The 18,731-nt window shown below is 48.8% G+C and carries 14 protein-coding genes; 1 reads left to right on the plus strand and 13 read right to left on the minus strand.

Features of this window, described 5'->3' with window-relative positions:
* Positions 1–5: 5 nt before the first annotated feature.
* The 10 genes from KJS65_RS25995 to htpG form a co-directional block, all read right to left on the minus strand.
* Positions 6–818, minus strand: coding sequence for a carbohydrate ABC transporter permease (locus KJS65_RS25995; RefSeq protein ID WP_136608600.1), 813 nt, complete (start codon positions 816–818; stop codon positions 6–8).
* Positions 815–1,804 (minus strand): carbohydrate ABC transporter permease, encoded by a 990-nt coding sequence (locus KJS65_RS26000; protein ID WP_213652744.1) that lies wholly within the window; start codon positions 1,802–1,804, stop codon positions 815–817. The genes KJS65_RS25995 and KJS65_RS26000 overlap by 4 nt, the downstream gene beginning before the upstream one ends.
* A 25-nt stretch (positions 1,805–1,829) precedes the next feature.
* Positions 1,830–3,101, minus strand: a complete 1,272-nt coding sequence (locus tag KJS65_RS26005; protein ID WP_213652745.1) for an ABC transporter substrate-binding protein — start codon at positions 3,099–3,101, stop codon at positions 1,830–1,832.
* A 130-nt stretch (positions 3,102–3,231) separates the two neighbouring features.
* Positions 3,232–4,416, minus strand: a complete 1,185-nt coding sequence (locus KJS65_RS26010) for a response regulator (RefSeq protein ID WP_213652746.1) — start codon at positions 4,414–4,416, stop codon at positions 3,232–3,234.
* Positions 4,394–6,130: a sensor histidine kinase gene (locus KJS65_RS26015; RefSeq protein ID WP_213652747.1), complete on the minus strand. Its 1,737-nt coding sequence runs from the start codon at positions 6,128–6,130 to the stop codon at positions 4,394–4,396. Before KJS65_RS26015 ends, KJS65_RS26010 begins: the two co-directional genes overlap by 23 nt.
* Positions 6,131–6,338: 208 nt before the next feature.
* A complete protein-coding gene (locus KJS65_RS26020) occupies positions 6,339–8,045 on the minus strand; it encodes an amylo-alpha-1,6-glucosidase (protein WP_213652748.1) in 1,707 nt (568 codons plus the stop codon).
* Positions 8,046–8,226: 181 nt separating this feature from the next.
* On the minus strand, positions 8,227–9,123 hold the full coding sequence (locus KJS65_RS26025) for a phytanoyl-CoA dioxygenase family protein (protein ID WP_213652749.1): 897 nt from the start codon (positions 9,121–9,123) through the stop codon (positions 8,227–8,229).
* A 123-nt stretch (positions 9,124–9,246) separates the two neighbouring features.
* A complete protein-coding gene (locus tag KJS65_RS26030) occupies positions 9,247–10,029 on the minus strand; it encodes a helix-turn-helix domain-containing protein (RefSeq protein ID WP_244864826.1) in 783 nt (260 codons plus the stop codon).
* 190 nt (positions 10,030–10,219) lie between these two features.
* Positions 10,220–11,389, minus strand: coding sequence for an SEC-C metal-binding domain-containing protein (locus KJS65_RS26035; RefSeq protein WP_213652750.1), 1,170 nt, complete (start codon positions 11,387–11,389; stop codon positions 10,220–10,222).
* Between the two features lie 156 nt (positions 11,390–11,545).
* Complete coding sequence (gene htpG, locus KJS65_RS26040) at positions 11,546–13,426, minus strand: molecular chaperone HtpG (protein ID WP_213652751.1); 1,881 nt, start codon at positions 13,424–13,426, stop codon at positions 11,546–11,548.
* 201 nt (positions 13,427–13,627) lie between these two features.
* On the opposite strand from htpG, the gene KJS65_RS26045 reads away from it, so the two are divergent.
* Positions 13,628–13,825 (plus strand): hypothetical protein, encoded by a 198-nt coding sequence (locus tag KJS65_RS26045; protein WP_213652752.1) that lies wholly within the window; start codon positions 13,628–13,630, stop codon positions 13,823–13,825.
* Between the two features lie 42 nt (positions 13,826–13,867).
* Here the strand turns inward: KJS65_RS26045 and KJS65_RS26050 are convergent, their stop codons facing one another.
* The 3 genes from KJS65_RS26050 to KJS65_RS26060 form a co-directional block, all read right to left on the minus strand.
* Positions 13,868–14,923 carry a peptidylprolyl isomerase gene (locus KJS65_RS26050; RefSeq protein WP_213652753.1) on the minus strand — a complete coding sequence of 352 codons (1,056 nt, stop codon included), beginning with the start codon at positions 14,921–14,923 and terminating at the stop codon, positions 13,868–13,870.
* A gap of 13 nt (positions 14,924–14,936) precedes the next feature.
* The gene (locus tag KJS65_RS26055; protein WP_213652754.1) at positions 14,937–16,943 is read right to left on the minus strand and encodes a galactose-binding domain-containing protein; all 2,007 of its coding nucleotides are present in this window, start codon (positions 16,941–16,943) and stop codon (positions 14,937–14,939) included.
* Positions 16,944–17,087: 144 nt separating this feature from the next.
* Positions 17,088–18,716: an extracellular solute-binding protein gene (locus tag KJS65_RS26060; protein ID WP_244864893.1), complete on the minus strand. Its 1,629-nt coding sequence runs from the start codon at positions 18,714–18,716 to the stop codon at positions 17,088–17,090.
* Between the last annotated feature and the right edge of the window lie 15 nt (positions 18,717–18,731).

Raw genomic sequence — 18,731 nt, forward strand, 5'->3', positions numbered from 1 at the left:
TCTCTCTATCCTTTAATACCTGTAGTAGCAATTCCGCCTACGATATAGCGCTGGGCGAAGAAGAATATAGCCAGCGGCGGAATGGAGATCAGACAGGTAATAGCCATAATCGATTGCATATCGACGCCGTACATTCCTTTGAACTGCGAAAGGCCGAGCGTCAGTGTATATTTCGTCTGATCATTCAGGAAAATGAGCGGTCCAAGGTAATCATTCCAGCAGCTCATGATCTGAAATACGGCCACCAGGATCAATGAAGGCCCCATCAGCGGCACAATGATACGTAACAAAACAGTCACTTTGCTTGCACCGTCAATCGTTGCTGCCTCATCCAGCTCCCTTGGCAATGTCAGAATAAACTGCCGCAGCAAAAAGATATAATAAGCGGATCCGAACCAGGAAGGTACGATTAGCGGCTTGAGCGTGTTGATCCAGCCCAGATAGTTAAACTCCATGTACTGTGGAATCATGGTGACTTCCCATGGGATCATCATGGTTGCCAATACCACAAGGAACAGGAAATCGCGCCCTTTAAAATGAAATCTCGCGAAGCCATACGCCACAAGGGTGCAGGATATCAGCTGCCCAAGTGTAGAGAAGGCAGTGACGAGCACCGTATTTTTCAAAAACATGTTAAAGGGCTGGATATTCCAGGCCTCCGCAAAGTTGCTGAATTTCCATACGGATGGAATCCATTTAGGCGGGAACAGATACAGCTCCTGTTGAGATTTCAGGGCCGTAGTCACCGCCCAGAATAGAGGAGCAATGAAGAGCAGTGAACATAAAATGAGCAGCGTGTACGTGATCAGCTTTTTCATGGGGTCTGCCCTCCCTTTCTCGCCTTAAGCTTCTTCTGCGGATTCTTTTTCATTTCGCCTTCATAGAACACCCAGGCTTCCGATGACTTGAATACGAGGAATGTCAGCGTAAGCACGATCAGGAACATGAACCAGGCATTCGCAGCGGAATATCCCATTTTGAAATATTTGAATGCGTTCTCATACATATACATGGCATAGAAATAGGTAGATTTCAGCGGCCCGCCTCCCGTAAGCAAGAGCGCCAGCGTGAGCTGCTGGAATGCCGCAATAATGGATGTAATCAGATTGAATAGGATGGTCGGCGTAATCATCGGGATCGTCACGCTAAAGAATTGACGGATTTTACCCGCCCCATCGATCGAAGCAGATTCGTACAGATCCCGGGGAATGCCTTTTAGTCCCGCCAAGAAAATAAGCATCATGGACCCCTGGCCCCAAAGACTCGCGACCACCATTGCTACCAGCGACCATTTCGTATCATTCAGCCAATCGGGTCCCTGGATGCCAAAGATTGAGAGGAAGTAATTCAGTATCCCGTAATCTCCGCTATACACCCACGACCAGATCATGGCCAGCGCCACGCCAGAAATGACAGACGGCAAATAGAATGCCGTACGGAAAATTGCACTCCCTCGAACCTTTTGATTCAGAAGCATGGCGAGGCCGAGCGCGACCACGATATTGAGCGGAACGAAGAGAACCGCAAACTTCAGTGTCACAAACAGGGATTTCCAGAACATTGGATCATCGGTAAACATCTCCACGTAATTATCCAGACCGATAAAGGTTACCTTGCCGACAATCGGCCAATCAAAAAATGAAATAATCAAGGAGAACAACAGCGGTCCTAAGGTAAAAACGATAAATCCGAAGACCCAAGGGAAGATAAAGAGGTAGGGGGCAGCCCCACCCCATCTGCGTTTTTTCAAGGCCTTAAGGGCGGCTGTCTGTTCCCGTGTATTCTGCAGGTAGGTCTGAGCCATCTCCTAACCTTCTTTCTAAAATGAATTATTTCAAATACCGTTCACTGTCCTTGACAGCCTGGTTCAGCACTTCTTGGGCATTACCGCCATGCATTACCGCCTCTACAGCAGCGGACAGCTGGCGATTCACTTCATTCCATTTTGGATTCAGCAGAAATGCGGGTGTGTTGTCTGAGCGTTCAAGCATCGTATAGTAAGGCTTGTAAAGCGGATCCTGATCCTTCTTCAGCTCGTTAACGACACTTTGCCGCACAGGCAGGTCTGCAACACGCATTTTGATCGATTCATTGGATACATAGTACTTAACGAACTCCCATGCGAGATCCTTTTGCTTGGAGTCTTTGGCAATAGACAGCGCGGATTCGGCCAGCACACCCTTAACCGGTTTGCCTGCGAAAGCCGGTATTTCGACAGTGCCTACATCGATACCCGCTTGTTTGAACGATTCCAGCGGCCAGATTCCGCTTTCCCACATGGCGATTTTACCGGCTTTAAAAATATCATCGCCGCTCTGTTGGCCTTTACCGCCAGTGAGCACCGCAGAGCCGTTTTTCACCATATCGCCGAACATCTGGATGGATTCAGCCGTCTCTTTGCTGTTCATGTAGCCCTCAATGGTTTTGCCGTCCGGTGAGATGAAGGAGCTGCCATTACTCCAAACAAAGCCCTGCAAATCATAAGTATCATTCTCGGCGCGTGCCCCGAAACCATATTGCTTCTTGGATTTGTCGGTCAGCTTTTTGGCAATTTCCTGAAACTCGTTCCAAGTCCATCCGTCTTTTGGATAAGGGATGCCCGCCGCATCAAACAGCTTCTTGTTGTAATAGACGACACGGGTGGTAAACCCGGCAGGAATACCATACAGCTTGCCATCAATTTTTCCGTAGTTGAATAATCCTTTGTAGAAATCATCTATGTTCAGATCTTTATCCTTGTCTGCGAAGCTGTCCAGCGGCTCCAGTGATTGATGATAGGTCGGGAAATCCCACATATACATCACATCAGGCGGGTTAGCCGCTCCAAAGCCTGCGGCCAGCTTCTGATCGAAACCGTCTGCATAGGCCTCTACCTGTACCTTTGTGCCCGGATGATCCGATTCGAATTTTTTGGCGATATCCTGCTCAATCTTGAGCGCGTCCCCCGTGTCCCAGGTCGCAAAGCGGAGCGTCTTTTGATTCGAGCCGCCACTCTCCTGGCTGGCTGTTCCGGTACTTCCGTCTTTACCGCCGCATGCAGAAAGTACGGATACCATCATCGTTGTTGCAAGGACAATGAGTGAAATTCTTTTTTTCTTCATATTGTCAGCTCCCCTGTCAATGAGGTGTATAATAATTGAACCGCTTTCATCGTAACTCTAATGAAAGCGGTTCAAAACGTGCATCTATTCGAATGTTGTTGTGATTTTGTTCGAATTATCCGGGCAGGTGTCATTCTGTTCGGAGCGCCTCTCCTTTTTGTTGGTTGCGGTAATGGCTTGGCGTCTGACCCGTACAACGTTTGAACCATTTACTGAAATATTTGCTGTCTCCAAGTCCCGTGCGCTCGGCAATCTCCTGCATCGTCAGTGTCGTATCCCGCAGCAGACCAGATGCCAGGCGCAGCTTGCGCTTATATTGGAAGGCGATAAAGCTGTCTCCGACTGCCTTCTTGAACAAAATGGAGAAGTGGCTGCGGCTGAGACCGACCTCCTCTGCAAGCTCGCTCGCCGACCAGTCGGCAGCCGGATTCGAATGCAGCAGATTTACAGCCTTCCAGATTGGCTCCGGCCAATCCTCGCCTGATACTCCATAGATTCGCTCCAGCTCCGCCTCTTTATGCAGAGACTGAAAGGCCTCCTTCAGATCGTCACTGTGCAGCAAAGAGCCTCTGCGGCTCCACTGCAGCTTGCCGCATCTGCTCTTGCTCTCAACCAGAAGGCTATCCGCGGCTCCCCGAAGGGAATCAGGCACGACCCAGTAGCAATATTCCTCCCCGTAAGGAATCAGCGTTCCTTCACACATGCTGCGGTCGTCATGACCTGCATCCTGCAGAAGCCCGTTCCATGAAGACCCGCACTCCGCCGTTCGGATTAAATAAATATACAGCGGCTGTCCATTAAAATGCCACTGGCCTTCATGCAGCGTGGCAAGCTCGGCCGGGAATTTATCACTGTGTCCGTTCAGCCAGGCAAAAAGCAGCGTCTCCAGGCGTTCGCCATCCTGTGGGGCATTGGAGGATGGTGCCGATAGATCCTGCTGAAACTGCCTCAGCATCCCCTCCAGCTCTTCATCCTCAAAAGCCGTCTTCAGAAGGTAGCCCGAAGCCCCCAGGCGGATCCCCTGCTGCGCATATTCAAAATCCCGATGGCAGCTAAGCAAAATGATCTTCGTATTCTGCGCCGTCTCCTTTACTTTACGGGACAGTTCAATACCATCCATCTCCGGCATCACAATATCCGTTATCACCACTTCAGGCCGGTACTCCAAAAAAGCCTCCCAGGCTTTCAACCCGTTGGGAGCATCAGCTACGACTTCCATCCCAAACTGTTCCCAAGGTACGGTTGAGCGCAGCCCTTTACGTACAATGCTCTCATCATCAGCGATCAGCACCTTAATCTTCTTTGCTGTATCCATCGGAATGCTCCTCCCTTTTGGGCCAACGAATGATTATAGTCGTCCCCTCACCCTTCGTCGAATGTACCGTAAGCCCAAACTCCGGGCCGAAATGAAGCTTAAACTTCTGGTCTGCGTTCTGCACGCCCAGTCCCCCGCGCCCGCGGCGCGTTGGTCCCGGAATAAATAAACGCTCCAGCTTTTCTGCCGATATCCCGGCACCATTGTCCTTCAAAGTCAGCAGAAGCTCTTCCTTCTCCTCTCTGACACCAAGTTCAATAAGACCAACCCCATCGGTAAAGCCATGAAAAAATATATTTTCGAACAGCGGCTGCAGCGTCATCCGTGGAATCAGATACAGCTTCAGCGCTTCCTCACAATGGAGTTCATAGCGGAAGACATCACCATACCTGATCTCCTGAATTTTCAGGAAATGCTCAATCATGCGCAATTCTCTGCCAAGTGTAATCAGCTCCTGCGATATATCGAGATTCCCTTCCAGTACCATCGTCAGGTGATACAGCATCTGGCGGATATCCTCGGCTCCTTCGAGCCGGGCTTTCCATTGGATCGAATTCAGCGTATTGAAAAGCAAATGCGGATTAATCTGATAATGAAAAGCCTTCAGCTCGGCTTCCTTCTTCAGCCGCTCGCTTTGTTCCACTTCTTGTACCAGCGTCTGCACTCCGCTGACCATCCGGTTAAAGCTCATATCGAGGCTTCCCAGCTCATCCCGGCCTTCGATAGGCATCCGGGTATCCAGTTTACCAAAGCTGACCTTTTGCATGGAATCCTTTAGGGAGCGGATCCGGTCCGTAAACCGGGAGGAGAATATATAGGCAAGTCCAAAGGCCAGCAAACACGAAATAACTGCTACCACAATGGTGTTGAAACGAATAATTCCCGACGATAGATAAAATGCTTTGGCAGGCAGCCTTGCTTCAAGAGTCCACTGACTCACAGCCAGTGTCCGGTCCCAGATCATATCGCTGTCTTTCGGAGTGAATGCCGATGCACTTTGGTATACGATTCTTCCGTCCGCCGCCTTAATCGTCAGATGGGCCTTTGTATCCTTCTCAAACAGCCTGAACATATGAAGCAGCTCCTGAGCATTTTCCTCAATCAGAATCGTGCTGCCGTCCTGAGCACCGTTTGAGTTATGGATAGGTACGGCGAGCCCCAGTACAGGCAAATTGGGATCACCTGCACTGGTCATCGCATGGTTTTGCATATAAAAGCCAAGCCAGTAGATTCCTTGATATGAGGATGGCTTCTCCTTCCATGCAGGGATGCTTCCAAGCTTGGTGACATCCAGATTGTTCTCACCATAATAATAGCCTGACGGAGTGATAATATATATTCCCGCCGTCTTGTCGGTCCGAAGTGATTTGAGAAGAGCTTCAAAGTCATTTTTCTCGATGATTTCGTTATAGGTTACCGGAGCCCGGTTCCCGAGATCCGTGCGAGCCGGATCCAGCAAATAAGAATAGATCGTCTCACTCATTTGCTTCATCCGGCTTAAGGATGAACTGGTCTGCTGCTCTAACTGCGCTACGGCATTCTCACCGTATTTCCCAAACTGCGAATTGATTATTCTGGCAGACTGGTAATACGATACCGCACCCAGTGAGAGCAGAGGAATGAGGGTTACGATGAGAAAGCAAAATAACAACTTGGTTCGGATGCTTCGATAAGATCCGGACCAGATACGGCGGTAAAGCCAGTGGATATTCATACACAGTTTCTCCCCTCACCAGCAGTACGTATATCTGCATTCTAGCATGGACAGACATCCAATAGATAAACCCCTCCACTACATGATACCGCTTTCAATTTATCTGCTGCAGATAACTTTTATCTATCGTTATCGAATCATCCAACAAACGGGAAAAGCACCTCCCCTAAAAGCTGTTAAAAACAGCCGGGGAAGTGCGCTTTAATGCTTAGCTTGTATACTCATGACCCAAAATCAAGAATACGCTTGAGGTCCACGTAAATGCCCTGTCACGCAACCCTTCGCCAGTTATAGCGTCAAAATTCTCCGCCATACCGCTGCGGTTCAGCATGCTGCAAAAGCGCTTCGATACCTCCCGTGCCAGCTCCACATCGCCGGCTGCGGCAGCTCCCTCTACGAGCAGCATGGTTGATGGCGCCCAGATCGGACCACGCCAGTATCCATCCGGTAAATAGTATGGGCTGCTCACGCTTTCAGTCGCCCAGCCGTTTTCCGTCAGGAAACGGTTATCTTCACGAAGTCCTTCAAGGAGAGCCATGCGGATGTGTTCGGGAAGACGCTTGCCGAGCAAAATCGGCACAAACAGCAGCAGGCTATCTCCTTCTGATGGCTCATGCGTGCCTGAGCGGCAGGATATGAATTTTCCATCCTTCCAGAAATGACTGATCATCTTAGCCAGCGTATCTTCCGCGAGTTGTCTCCATGCCGAGGATTCCTCCGCCAGCCCCAGCAGGCCGGCAATTTCAGCAAGAAGCTCTGTCTGAATGACAAGAAAAGCGGCCAAATCAGGGCTTTCTACCGGAATCCCGTTATTAAACGCCGTGCTGTTATCCCAGCCGGAATCGTTACCATGATTATATTGGGGGATACCGTCGCCGTCCCCGTCGCGGTACCGGAACCACCAGCGGGTCCACTTGGACAGCGGGCCGTATACTTCACGCAGTTGGGCCTCCCGGATATAATCGGTCCGCTGCATCATCCAGGCCAGCGTCCAGCCGTGAATTGGCGGTTTGTTGCAGTTCCACAGTTCATATTTATCATTCACGAAGTCTGGTATCAAGCCGCTGTCGTCCTGGCGGTCAAAAAAGATCATGAACTGGTCCCAGGCCAGCTTGGGATCATGGCGTACCAGAGCCATCGCATTGAAGCAGTGATCCCAGCTCCATATATTCGTCATCCAGTTCTTCGACATATACATAGCTGGACGGGTCAGACAGCCTTCCGCCGGAACCAGGCAGGACCAGGTGATATAAGCAGCCAATCCCCGGCCCTCCTGCCAACGCTCTGGTACGGAGAGGCTGCGATCCAGCCACTGGGTAAAATCGGCTCTCGTTGTCTTCACCGCATCATCAAAGGGCTCCCATGCATTTCTTGGCTCCCAAACCGTGCGAAATTCCTCAACCGCAAATTCCGCCATATTCGTATCTGTATCTGCTGTAAACTCAGCCACCACGCGCGAGCTCTTAATTTTGTCCCAAGGGACTTCCATCTTCATACCACCGACGAGTCGGGTTAGCATGAACCTGCATTCATGGGTGAAGCTGTTCATTTCCCAGCTATCGCTGTTCACTTCATATGCATAATCATATGCTGCCGGCATAAAGGTAAGCCGGATACCACAGCCCTTCGCACGGAAGCGGACGGTACGGCTGTCCGAAATGCAGATTTCCGCGTAGATTGCTGAAGCAGGCGAACTCAGCCTAACAGCTTCCGGAGATGCATCCGGTGTGAATGGAAGCGGCCGACCCAGCTGATCCAGCAGTTCAATACGGAATGCTTCGCCAAACTTGTCATCCCCTCCCCGCACAGTTCGCAGATAGAGGCCTTGCTGTCTATTCTTCCCTTCAGGCAGCATCGATACCGCGAGGAACGATTCCCTGCGGCTGAAGGGTACAATGCTCAGATCAAATTTCATGGCTGTTCTCCTTCACCAAGAGGAATAATACGCTTTCATTTTACCTCTTTCGTTTAGGGATCAGGAACGGTCAGGTGTTTTCGAGCAGAGGGAAATTTGTTGGGAATGCATGCCCAGCCAAGACGATGGTGTAATTTTGTTAGCTGAAAGGGGGTGTGAATGTTAGATAATGTACCTTATTTCATACGCCCCATTCCTTCCTCGCATCCGCAACCGACTTTTGCGGAGTTTTACCCCATGCATAGTGTCCTTTCGGCTTGCGCCCAATCCATCTTTCGTCGACCGGCTCCGAAGCGAGCTGATAACGGGTATCCGAGCTTATTCTATATCGATGGGTCATATTATTTAGAGAGGCATGCATCATGTACATTCCGAAAATAATTACATCTCCGGCTTCAAAAGATGTTGTCGCCCATCTTCCCCCGAAGGTCTCAACGATTTCGACCGGGTCTTCGGAAAACCAGCCTGTCGCCACATTGTCCCGATCGACATCCATCTCCCCGTACGTCTGCTTGATTCTGTTATAATGCTGCGATCCGAGACATATGGCCAGCGTCCCTAATTCCAGCGGAATATCTCCAAACGGAGTCCACATTGTATAGACATCCTTCGTTCCCCTCCCCATGTAGACGACATCATAATGGGCACCTGTATTTCCGCCATGAGCAACGGCCCGCGGCCATTTGTAATCATAAGTCATTGATTCACCGCCGAGTAAACGATCAAAGAAGCTCATCACAGAAGGATTGTTGACGACCTCCAGAAAGTCTGGAAAGTCATCTTGCAGCTCTTCTGAGCTTCCGCCCCACATCGCACCTTTATTTTCTTCAGCTAGAACCCCATCTTCTAAGGGAGCTTCTTGATCAAGAAGGCCCATGGCATGCAGCTTATGCAAAAATTCCATTCTCGCAGACAGCACCCTTTCACGGTTATGAAATCCCCGAATGAACAGATAGCCATCTTCTTTTAGGCGAACTCGAAGTGCCTCCGTGTCCTCCAAAATATCATTGCTGCTCCTGAGCTCCGTCAAATATTTGCCTCCCATCTCAAGTGCTCTTTCTCCGATGGTCACCTTCATGCTGATTTCTCCCTTCTTTACGTCCGGCTACCTGCCAGCCGTATATTGGATTCCTTATCAGCATAGGGGATTTTAATGATGAAATCGTTAGCCAAAACCGGATAATATTTACGCAAAACCCGCTTAGTTATGATAAAGCCGCTGACGGGTTCTCCATTCAGTAGGAGGATACCCCTCCATTTTTTTGAACCATAGCGAGAAGGAATGAAGACCGGAAAAACCAATCATTTGAGCAATGGATTGCATATCCCGATCTGTAGAGCTTAACTGCCATTTAGCTTCAGCGAGCCGGCACATTTGCTGATAATGCTTGGGTGTCATCCCGTAAACTTTATTGAAACTTTTGCGGAAGCCCTCCTCCGAAAGACCACATATTTCAGCCAATGCAGTGATTTGAATAGAATTCTGCATGTGTTCGCGGATATAGTCGCCAGCGTGGGTAATGGAGAGCGCCTGCTGTTCAGCATGGGAATGTTCATTTAGAAACAGCAATAATATCTCAATCCATGCCAAGTAATTTCTTTCCGGTTCTTTAAGCATGGAGGAACGGATTCGAAGCCATTCGCGGAACAGACGTTCATAATGATCCTGATCCAGGCGCGATAATGCGATGATCCGGGGAAGGCCATTTATAACCAGTCTATTGAATAATTCCCGAGTCTTAAGAGGGAGACCATTGATTAGCAGCACGCCAAACCGGATAGGCGTAATCGCATGAAATGAATGCGGAAGATCCGGCGGAATCAGAACGACATGCCCCGCTTCCACCATTCTTTCTTTATCTGCTCCTCGGAAACGGCCGCTTCCTTCCAAAACTACGGAGATTTCCATATCCCGATGGCTCCAAAGACGTTCATCTTCCCAATCCTTGTCGTGGGTGCCTATAAAGCTCCTGATTTCAAGCAAGATTCATCTCACCTCACACACTCGTATAATGAATTTCACTATACAATCGATAAATACTCCAATCAAGCCCACTATGAAAAGATGGAAGCCATCCACCGTATAATAAAAAAACACCCCGTAGAAAGTATTAGATAACCACAAGGGTTGATCCAATATCTGCAGGGTGTGTGCGATTCCCGGAAGGGGATTCTTATTTGCCGTGACATTTCTTATATTTCAAGCCGCTTCCGCATGGGCAAGGTTCGTTTCTTCCGACCTTTGCAATAACGTTTTCGTTATCTTCCACGAGTCTCACAAGACCTTTTTTCGGATCTTTTCCTTCTTCCATGGCGTTCATCTCCACCAGCGTGTGTCCACCATTGGACCACATTCTCGTGTTGTTATACACCTCTGCAAGCAAGGAAATGACGCGCTGTGCATGTACCGGGGTTTTGAAGGAAATCTTGCGGTTTTCGAATTCATTGATCAAATCCTGCATCGAGGATTTATTCGTGCAGGCCAACTGCACATCATCGATCAGATACTCAACAAGTTCCTTATCCTTGCACATGTTATTAAGCACAAAAGCCTGCAGCTCGGCAAGCTGCGGTGTCATTTCGAAGTAGCTTTGATCCGCATAACGGAGAAGCTCCTCTTTTTCCGGAACGTAAAATGCTTTGCTGTCCAGGTCTTCCGTCAGTTCTGCCAGCTTGCTTTCGTCCGCGCCGTTCGCTACCAAACCGTTGTAAAGAATACCATCTTGAAGAAGGATATCCTGACCGCGTTCGATCATTTCACCTGCATATTTCGCAAGCTCTTCTTCCGTCATAGCTTCGCTATGCTGCGAATTTAATATGTGAACAAGCTTGTCCAGCTTGATGACCCCGTATAAATGAGCGGCAGCGGCGATATATTCATAGGCCTCCTGCTTGGAGCCATGCTCCTGTTTCAGCTCAGACAAATCGATTTGAGATGCAGCCGATTTTATTTCTTCCGGCATCAGGACGTACAGCTTGCCCTCGTTAAAAAAGCTGAACACCAGTCCGCGTTCCATAAAATAAGAATATTGTCCAAACGGCAGTGCATTCTCCTGGATGGATGGCTCTTTAATAAGCGTTTCCAGAAGAGCCCATTCGTCCGCATCCGTTACAAGAACAATGGATTGCAACTGTTCGGGGTCGGTCAAATATGCTGAAAGAGCATCCGCAAGCTCTTCCTTCTTCATCTTGGAGCGTCCGGAAATTTGATTGACGGAGGCAAGCGAAGAAAGTCTTGATTTGGTCAAGCTTTGCAGAATTTCCGGCAAACGGGTCATCACGTCTCCGATGATGGCGTGCTGTATATTACGTTCTTCCATTTGTAACCTAGGGTCTTCCAACATTTACACCTCTTCCAGATTGATAAGCATGCGCAGCGCACGAAAATGGCCGCACCTTTACCCATTATACACTATTAGGGCAAATTCATCTCTTGCTTAAGTAGAATAAGACCCGGTCTCCGGGAAGGCCGGGTTCATTATGCTTCAAATATAAACAGATTACACCATGATTTTACAAATGTCATTCGTAAAATCAACAGGGTCCTGAATAGGAAGCCCTTCGATCAGCAGCGCCTGGTTGTACAGCAGATTGATGTAGAGCGCCAGCTTCTCCTGATCTTTTTCAAAAGCGGCCTTCAGTGACTGGAACACCTCATGATGCACATTAATTTCCAGGACCTTGTCCGCCTGAATGCCCTCACTGTTCGGCATCGCATTGAGCACTTTTTCCATCTCGATTGACAAATCGCCTTCCGCAGTCAGGCACACCGGATGAGACTTAAGACGCTTCGAGGCCTTAACACCCTTAACCTTGCCGGAGAGAATCGTTGACATCGCTTCGAACAGATCTTTGTTCTCCGTAGCTTCCGCTTCGGATGAAGTCTCGTCTGCGTCTGCTTCAATCCCAAGATCACCGCTCGATACCGATTTGAATTCCTTCTCTTTGTACGTCATCAACATTTTGATCGCAAATTCATCAATGTCATCTGTCAGATACAGAATTTCATAACCCTTGTCAGCGACAAGCTCCGTTTGTGGAAGCTTTTCAATACGCTCGACGGAAGTACCTGAGGCGTAGTAAATATATTTCTGGTCCTCCGGCATTCTGGATACATACTCATCAAGAGTCACCAGCTTCTTCTCGTTCGAGGATGTGAACAGCAGCAGGTCTGACAGCGTGTCCTTATTCGCGCCATAATCATTATATACGCCAAACTTCAACTGTCTGCCAAATGCCTTGAAGAAGGTTTCGTATTTGTCACGGTCATCCTTCAGCAGGGATTGCAGCTGGCTCTTGATCTTGCTCTTAATGTTTTTGGCGATCAGCGTCAGCTGGCGGTCATGCTGCAGCATTTCCCGGGAGATGTTCAGGGACAAGTCCTCGGAATCCACCATCCCTTTCACGAAGCTGAAATAATCCGGCAGAAGGTCTGCGCATTTGTCCATGATCAGTACGCCGTTGGAATACAGCTCCAGCCCTTTTTCGTATTCCTTGGAATAGTAGTCGAACGGTGTGTTCTCCGGAACGAACAGGATCGCATTATATACAACAGCGCCGTCCGCTTTCACATGCACATGGGTAAGAGGCTTGTCGAACCCGTAGCGTTTTTCGGCATAGAAGTTCTCATAGTCCTCCTGCGTGAGCTCGCTCTTGTTCTTGCGCCAAATCGGTACCATGCTGTTTACCGTCTGCTCTTCCTTATACTCCTCAAATTCACCATCGCTGCCTTCTTTCGGACGGTGTCCGGTTACTTCCATTTTGATCGGGTAGCGGATGAAATCGGAATATTTCTTAATGATGCTTCTCAGGCGGTAATCCTCAAGGTAATCATCGTACGAGTCATCCTCCGTATTATCTTTGATTTTGAGGGTAATCTCCGTACCAACCGAATCCTTCTCACAAGGTTCAATCGTGTAGCCGTCCGTTCCTTCGGATTCCCAGCGATAAGCCTGGTCGCTGCCCAGCGCTTTACTGATGACCGTAACCTGATCGGCAACCATGAATGCGGAATAAAAGCCTACCCCGAACTGGCCGATGATGTTGTGGCCTTCCTTCGCTTCGTTCTCACTCTTGAAAGCCAGCGATCCGCTCTTGGCGATAATGCCGAGGTTATTTTCCAAATCCTCCTGCGTCATGCCAATGCCGGTATCTGTGATCGTCAGCGTACGGTTGTCCTTGTCAGCAGTAATATGAATGTAATAATCATCCTTATTAAATACGAGCTGATCATCTGTCAGCGCCTTATAGTAAATTTTATCGATCGCATCACTAGCGTTGGAGATCAATTCTCTCAGAAAAATCTCTTTCTGTGTGTAAATCGAATTAATCATCATCTCCAGCAAGCGTTTTGATTCGGCTTTAAACTCTTTTTTCATCATGAGCCTTGCTCCTTTCGATTCAAACGATATTTTTAGCACTCTTTCATCCCGAGTGCTAATTTCTTACTTTTATATATCACACCTTGATTTTCGAAGTCAATACATGCATGGGTAACAAACTGGAATATTCAAGTTTATGTTATAGTATGACTACATGATTGGTAAAAAAAGGAACACTAGTATGGAACGGGGGTTTTATTAATGAACGGATCTCATCAAGTTGTTGGAGTGCAAGGACTTATTCTAATTTTAGCTTTATTCATAGCCAACTATTTTATCGTATATCTTATTGTTAGTCATGTGATGAAAAATTCGGGTTTGAAGTTAGAAATAGATCATTTAAAGAATGAAGTTAAAGATTTAAGAGAATTATTAAATGAAAGACTACCAGATAGGTAAAAAAGACGGCCCTCCCTGATTCCCCCGGGAAGGCCGTTTTTCTTAATCCTGTACCTCCAGTTTATCAAACACATCTTGATGAATCTCCACCTTTGCCTGACGGATTTCTGCCTTTAACCAGGCCTCATAATCCACCTCAAGCAGCCTGCTGCGGATATCCTCTTCCACTTGCTCTAGGGAAACATAACCCCCTTCCTCCCGCTTCAGACATTGCAAGACAGCATAACCTGCGGATACGGGGATAATACCGCTGATTTTACCGGGAGCTAGCTGCTGCGCGGCTTCGAGGAGCTCAGGCATATATCTGGCATCGTCACGAAGCGATTCATCATCAAAGACCTGCTCGGAAAGCTGAACCTTTGCATCCATAGAAGCAGCCGCCAAGTCCAATGAATGATAGTGTTCAGCCTGCTCAATAGCCTGCTGGGCGATTTGCCGCGAAGCTTCCGTTTCATCAGGAACAAACAGCTTTTTCGTTTGAATTGAGGGTGATTTTTTATACAAGGTATCCTTATTCTTCTGATAAAACATGGCAATGGCCTCGGGAGAAGGTGACAATTCCCGGGCAGACAGCCATTCCTGCAGCCGGATCAGCAAGTTATTAATGGTATATTGATAATATTCCTCCACACCATATTTCAGCGGACCATAGACGACTTTACCGCCGCCAGCATCCTCTTGTCTTCTACGGTTCTCCTCTTCTCTTGCCTTCAAAAATCCGCCATACGTGATGTCTTTTACCAGGCCGGCCTTCTTCGCCGCAATCTGCTGAACCTTCAGCTGCGTGATTTGTTCCAGCGCCTTCTGCCGCAGAGCGTCACGCGGTGTCTGACCACCATATTCCTTTTGCCAAAAGCCCTGTCTGTATTCAGCTCCATACCGGGACTGGAAAAGACGGATCGTTGCCAGCCGTTCACGGGACATGGCTGCTTCAAATTCCTGTACTGTCACCGCTTCCCCGTTCACCGTCAGCACCGTAGCCTCTGCTTCCTCGCCGCCGTCTGCAGCCAGAACATAACCAGCGGCGGCTGCCCCGAACCAGCATACGGCCAACAGCAACCATCTCTGCCTCCATGTGTTCACCGGGAAGATTTTCATTCAGACCGACTCCTTATGGGGTACTCATTCCGTATACTTCTGCTTCGACCACATGATTCCACTGGTTTACACTGCTGCCATTTGACCAAAAGCGGATGTACCTGGCTTGCACGGGGCTGAACGTGATTTCTTTTCCAGATGAGGTCTCCGCGTATTCGGCATCCGTTCCCGCTCCAAGGCCCGCACTGTTATTGGCATCATTGTTAAACACCGTGGTGACGCCGCTTGTGAAATCAGGGTTGCTTGATAACTGCACAATGACATCCCTGTACGATCGACCGTCAAAATAATGCCAAAGCTTGATCCGGCTCACATTGTAAGCAGCACCTAAATCCATCGCCAGCCACTGCAGCCCCCCATCGAGTCCGGCGTACTGCTCCTTGTTACCGGATTGTCCATCCGTGACCCGTTCAGGATTATTCACAAAGCTGCCTGAGCTTACCGTTTTGCCTAGAGCCACGTTGACTGGTGTAGATACGCTGCTCTGGTGTTCGTAGGCACCGCGATCCGGATTGCCGACATACAGCGTATTCCCCCAGAAGTCTTTACCACCGTTATTAGCCACTGCCGTGCCGCTGTTGATAGCCGGAGATGTGCTTTGAAGCTGATAGCCCGCAAGCGTATTTCTGCCGGTGGCACCCGCCCCCGGATTCACGAACAGCGGGTCTGACGTGATTTTGCTCGCATCATTCGGAGTCGTTGAGTAGTTACCATAGAACACATTATTACTGTACGTGTAGCCGGAGCCCCAACTGCTCGTTGAAGTCGTTCCTTGGTTGTAAAAAATGTTGTTTTTGAAGGAAGCAGTACCGCTATTCGTATTAAAGACCTTGGCCGAAACACCGCTTTGTGTATAAAACACGTTGTTGTAAATGCTCGCATTGATCGGATTCGTTGCGGTAATCAGGAAATTCCGGTCATTCTGGCTAATATTGTAACGATAAACCGCGTCCCGCGAATACTCCGTGCCATAGCTGATGAAAAGCATACTGCCGCCTTCATTATCATGGCTGTAATTATACTGGAATACCGCCCGGTTGGTTCTGGCATCCGCATCCCAGGCCATACCGTCACGAGTCGACTTCCCATTCGTGGCTTCGTTGTACTGGAATACAGCATCATCTGCAGAATACGCCCAAAGACCAGCATTATAACTGACGTTGTAATTGCGTTTGTTGAAACCGTCGATGGTGTTGTATTCGATCAACGGTGATTGGAGCCCTTGTGCAACGAGACCGTCACCGCCGATGTTCGTAAAATAATTATTGCGCACCACGACGTTCGTGCTGCCTGTCCATGGCCCCGAGCCGCCGGTCTCTCCCTGTCTGTTCGACCACGTGGTCCAGGTTAGCGTAATCCCTTCTCTGTCGAGGTCCCGGATCGTATTGTTCTCAATAAGAATGTCATTAAACTTGGTCACCGTTGTGCCGCCCGTAATGGAGAAAAACATGCCCCCTGTATCCTTGGCGGTATTGTTATTGGTATGGGCAATGTTCGGCCACACATCATGAATGACGAGATTTTTGAAATACAGATGATTGACGGTGCCGTAATCGTTCGCATGAACATAAATACCACGCCGGGTAAAGGCATCCGTATAGTTGGCGGATATGTCCAGGTTACTGATCTCCCAGTATTCCTGATTATCCAGATGCAGGGTCTGGTTCGCCGTCTGACTGCCTGTAAAAGCAGGCTTGCTGCCTGTCCCATACATATCTATCTTGATCGGATTGCCGCTTGTCCCGGATCCCTTCGGCCATAGCTCCCCGCTCCATATGCCACCGGCTTTAAACAAAATGCGATCACCCGGCTTAAAGGTGATACCGTTCACCTTAGTGACGGTTTTCCAGGCGGACGACTCGCTCTGCCCGTTATTTGCATCATTCCCGTTGATGGCGTCCACGTAATAAGCCGTGTTGTCCGCGTACACCGCCTTACTTGCTCCGGGCACACTGACGGCCATGATTAAAATAACCAGGTTCATAACGGATAAGGCTTTCACCGTCATCATGCTTTTCATTATTAAACCTCCTTTTATTGTGCAAAAAGCGCCCCTTGTCTGATATGGAATAGGTTCTTGTCATGAACATTTCCCACTCGTCTTAAGAGGCGCTCTCTGCTGCAATTCAATGCGTTTGCTCAGCTAAGATTTATGAATTTTGAACTATTCAATGCCCTGCTCTTTCGCTTTCGCGTTTACTTCGTCGATCACTTTATCCAGACCCTTGGCCTTGTAATTGTTCAGTGTATTTTCCCATGCTTTGTCGACAGGGTCTTTGCTCAGCATGATGTTGAGCAGATCGTCATGATCCAGAACACTGAATTTATCCTTGGTTGGCGTGGACATGTATGTCAGGCGGATATCATAGTCCGGCACCTTGGAGTTTTTCTTGCTCCAGTCGACGAAGTTTACAGCCTCCTGGCGGATTTCTTTATTGGCGATGGTCGGGTTATTCATGTCATAAGCATTCGAAGTATTGTAAGTGACCAGGTTCATCAGGAAGCCTTTTGCCGGATATTTCTCATTCAGGGACGTATCTCCGATCGCAACCTTCTTGTCGCCTTCCACCTTGTAGTCCACATCCTTCACGCCATAGGTCAGCAAATCATTGCCTTCCGGGGACAGGATATAGTCATACAGGCGTAAAATGCGGTCGAGCTTCTTATCGTCGATTTTGGCATTGAAATAGCTCTCAGACCAATACGTCTTAAATACAGGATGATAGCGTTCGCCATCCGGTCCGACAAGCGGCTTCAACACCTTCACGTTTTGGGTGAAATCTTCGTTTGGATATGCTGTTTTCCAACGTTTCTCATAAATGTTCTGGTCCATGCCCAGAAATCCGCCGCCAGCCAGAAGCGCCGCGGACTTGCCAGATACGAATTTGTCATACGCCGTGTCCGGCTTCGTTAATGCGATATCCGGATCCACGAGCTTGTGGTCGAACATTTCTCTCATGTTTTGCAGTGCAGGCAGTGCCTTTTTGGAGAATACAGCCGGAACGAACTTACCGTCTTCCTTGATCCATTTGAAATCACTGCCGCTGCCGTCACTGGTCGCCGCAGGGTTGCCGTACAGCCAGAAGAAGCCGCCGATCATTTTGGTCGTAGAAGAGGTCAGACCCGTAATATGCTTGCCTTCCGGATCCTTGTCCACGACAGCTTGAAGCATCGCTTTGAATTCATCCCAAGTCTCGGGCTCTTTCGTAATACCGGCCTTCTGGGCCAGATCCCAGCGGTACATCACGACGCGGTCGAGAACACTCCAGTCCACCGTCGGGAACATCCGTCTTGGGATGCTGTAGTACTTGCCATTTTCACTAAGACCCTTAATATCCGGCGTTTCGAAATACTCGGCCAGACTCGGGTATTTGCTCATATCCTCAGGCAGTGCTTTTACAATCCCCTGATTCACCCAGTTGCGGTAATACTGCGTACCAATCGCGTCCGTTGCGAAGATATCCGGAAGCTGACCGGAAGCCGCCCACATCTGGAACTTCTGCACATAGTCATCCCAGGTGACATTCACGGGCTTGATGGTAATGTTGAATTTCTTCATCAAATCCTGGTAAATCGGGTCCTTGTCAAACTTCTCTGCAGTCTGGTCAATGTCCCAGAACGCCACCGAAATATCCAGATGCTCCTTGAAAGGATCATCATCACTAGCCGCCGTGCTCTTGCTGTCCGTCGGCGTACTGCTGCTTCCTTCATTTGCGCTGTCTTTGCTGCCACAGCCCGAGAAGATGCTCGCGACCATAACCACCATCAGCAGCAGGATGCTGTATCTGCGCATTTTTTTCAAATCAAA

It is taken from the genome of Paenibacillus sp. J23TS9 (assembly GCF_018403225.1).
Taxonomy (GTDB): Bacteria; Bacillota; Bacilli; order Paenibacillales; family Paenibacillaceae; genus Paenibacillus_AQ.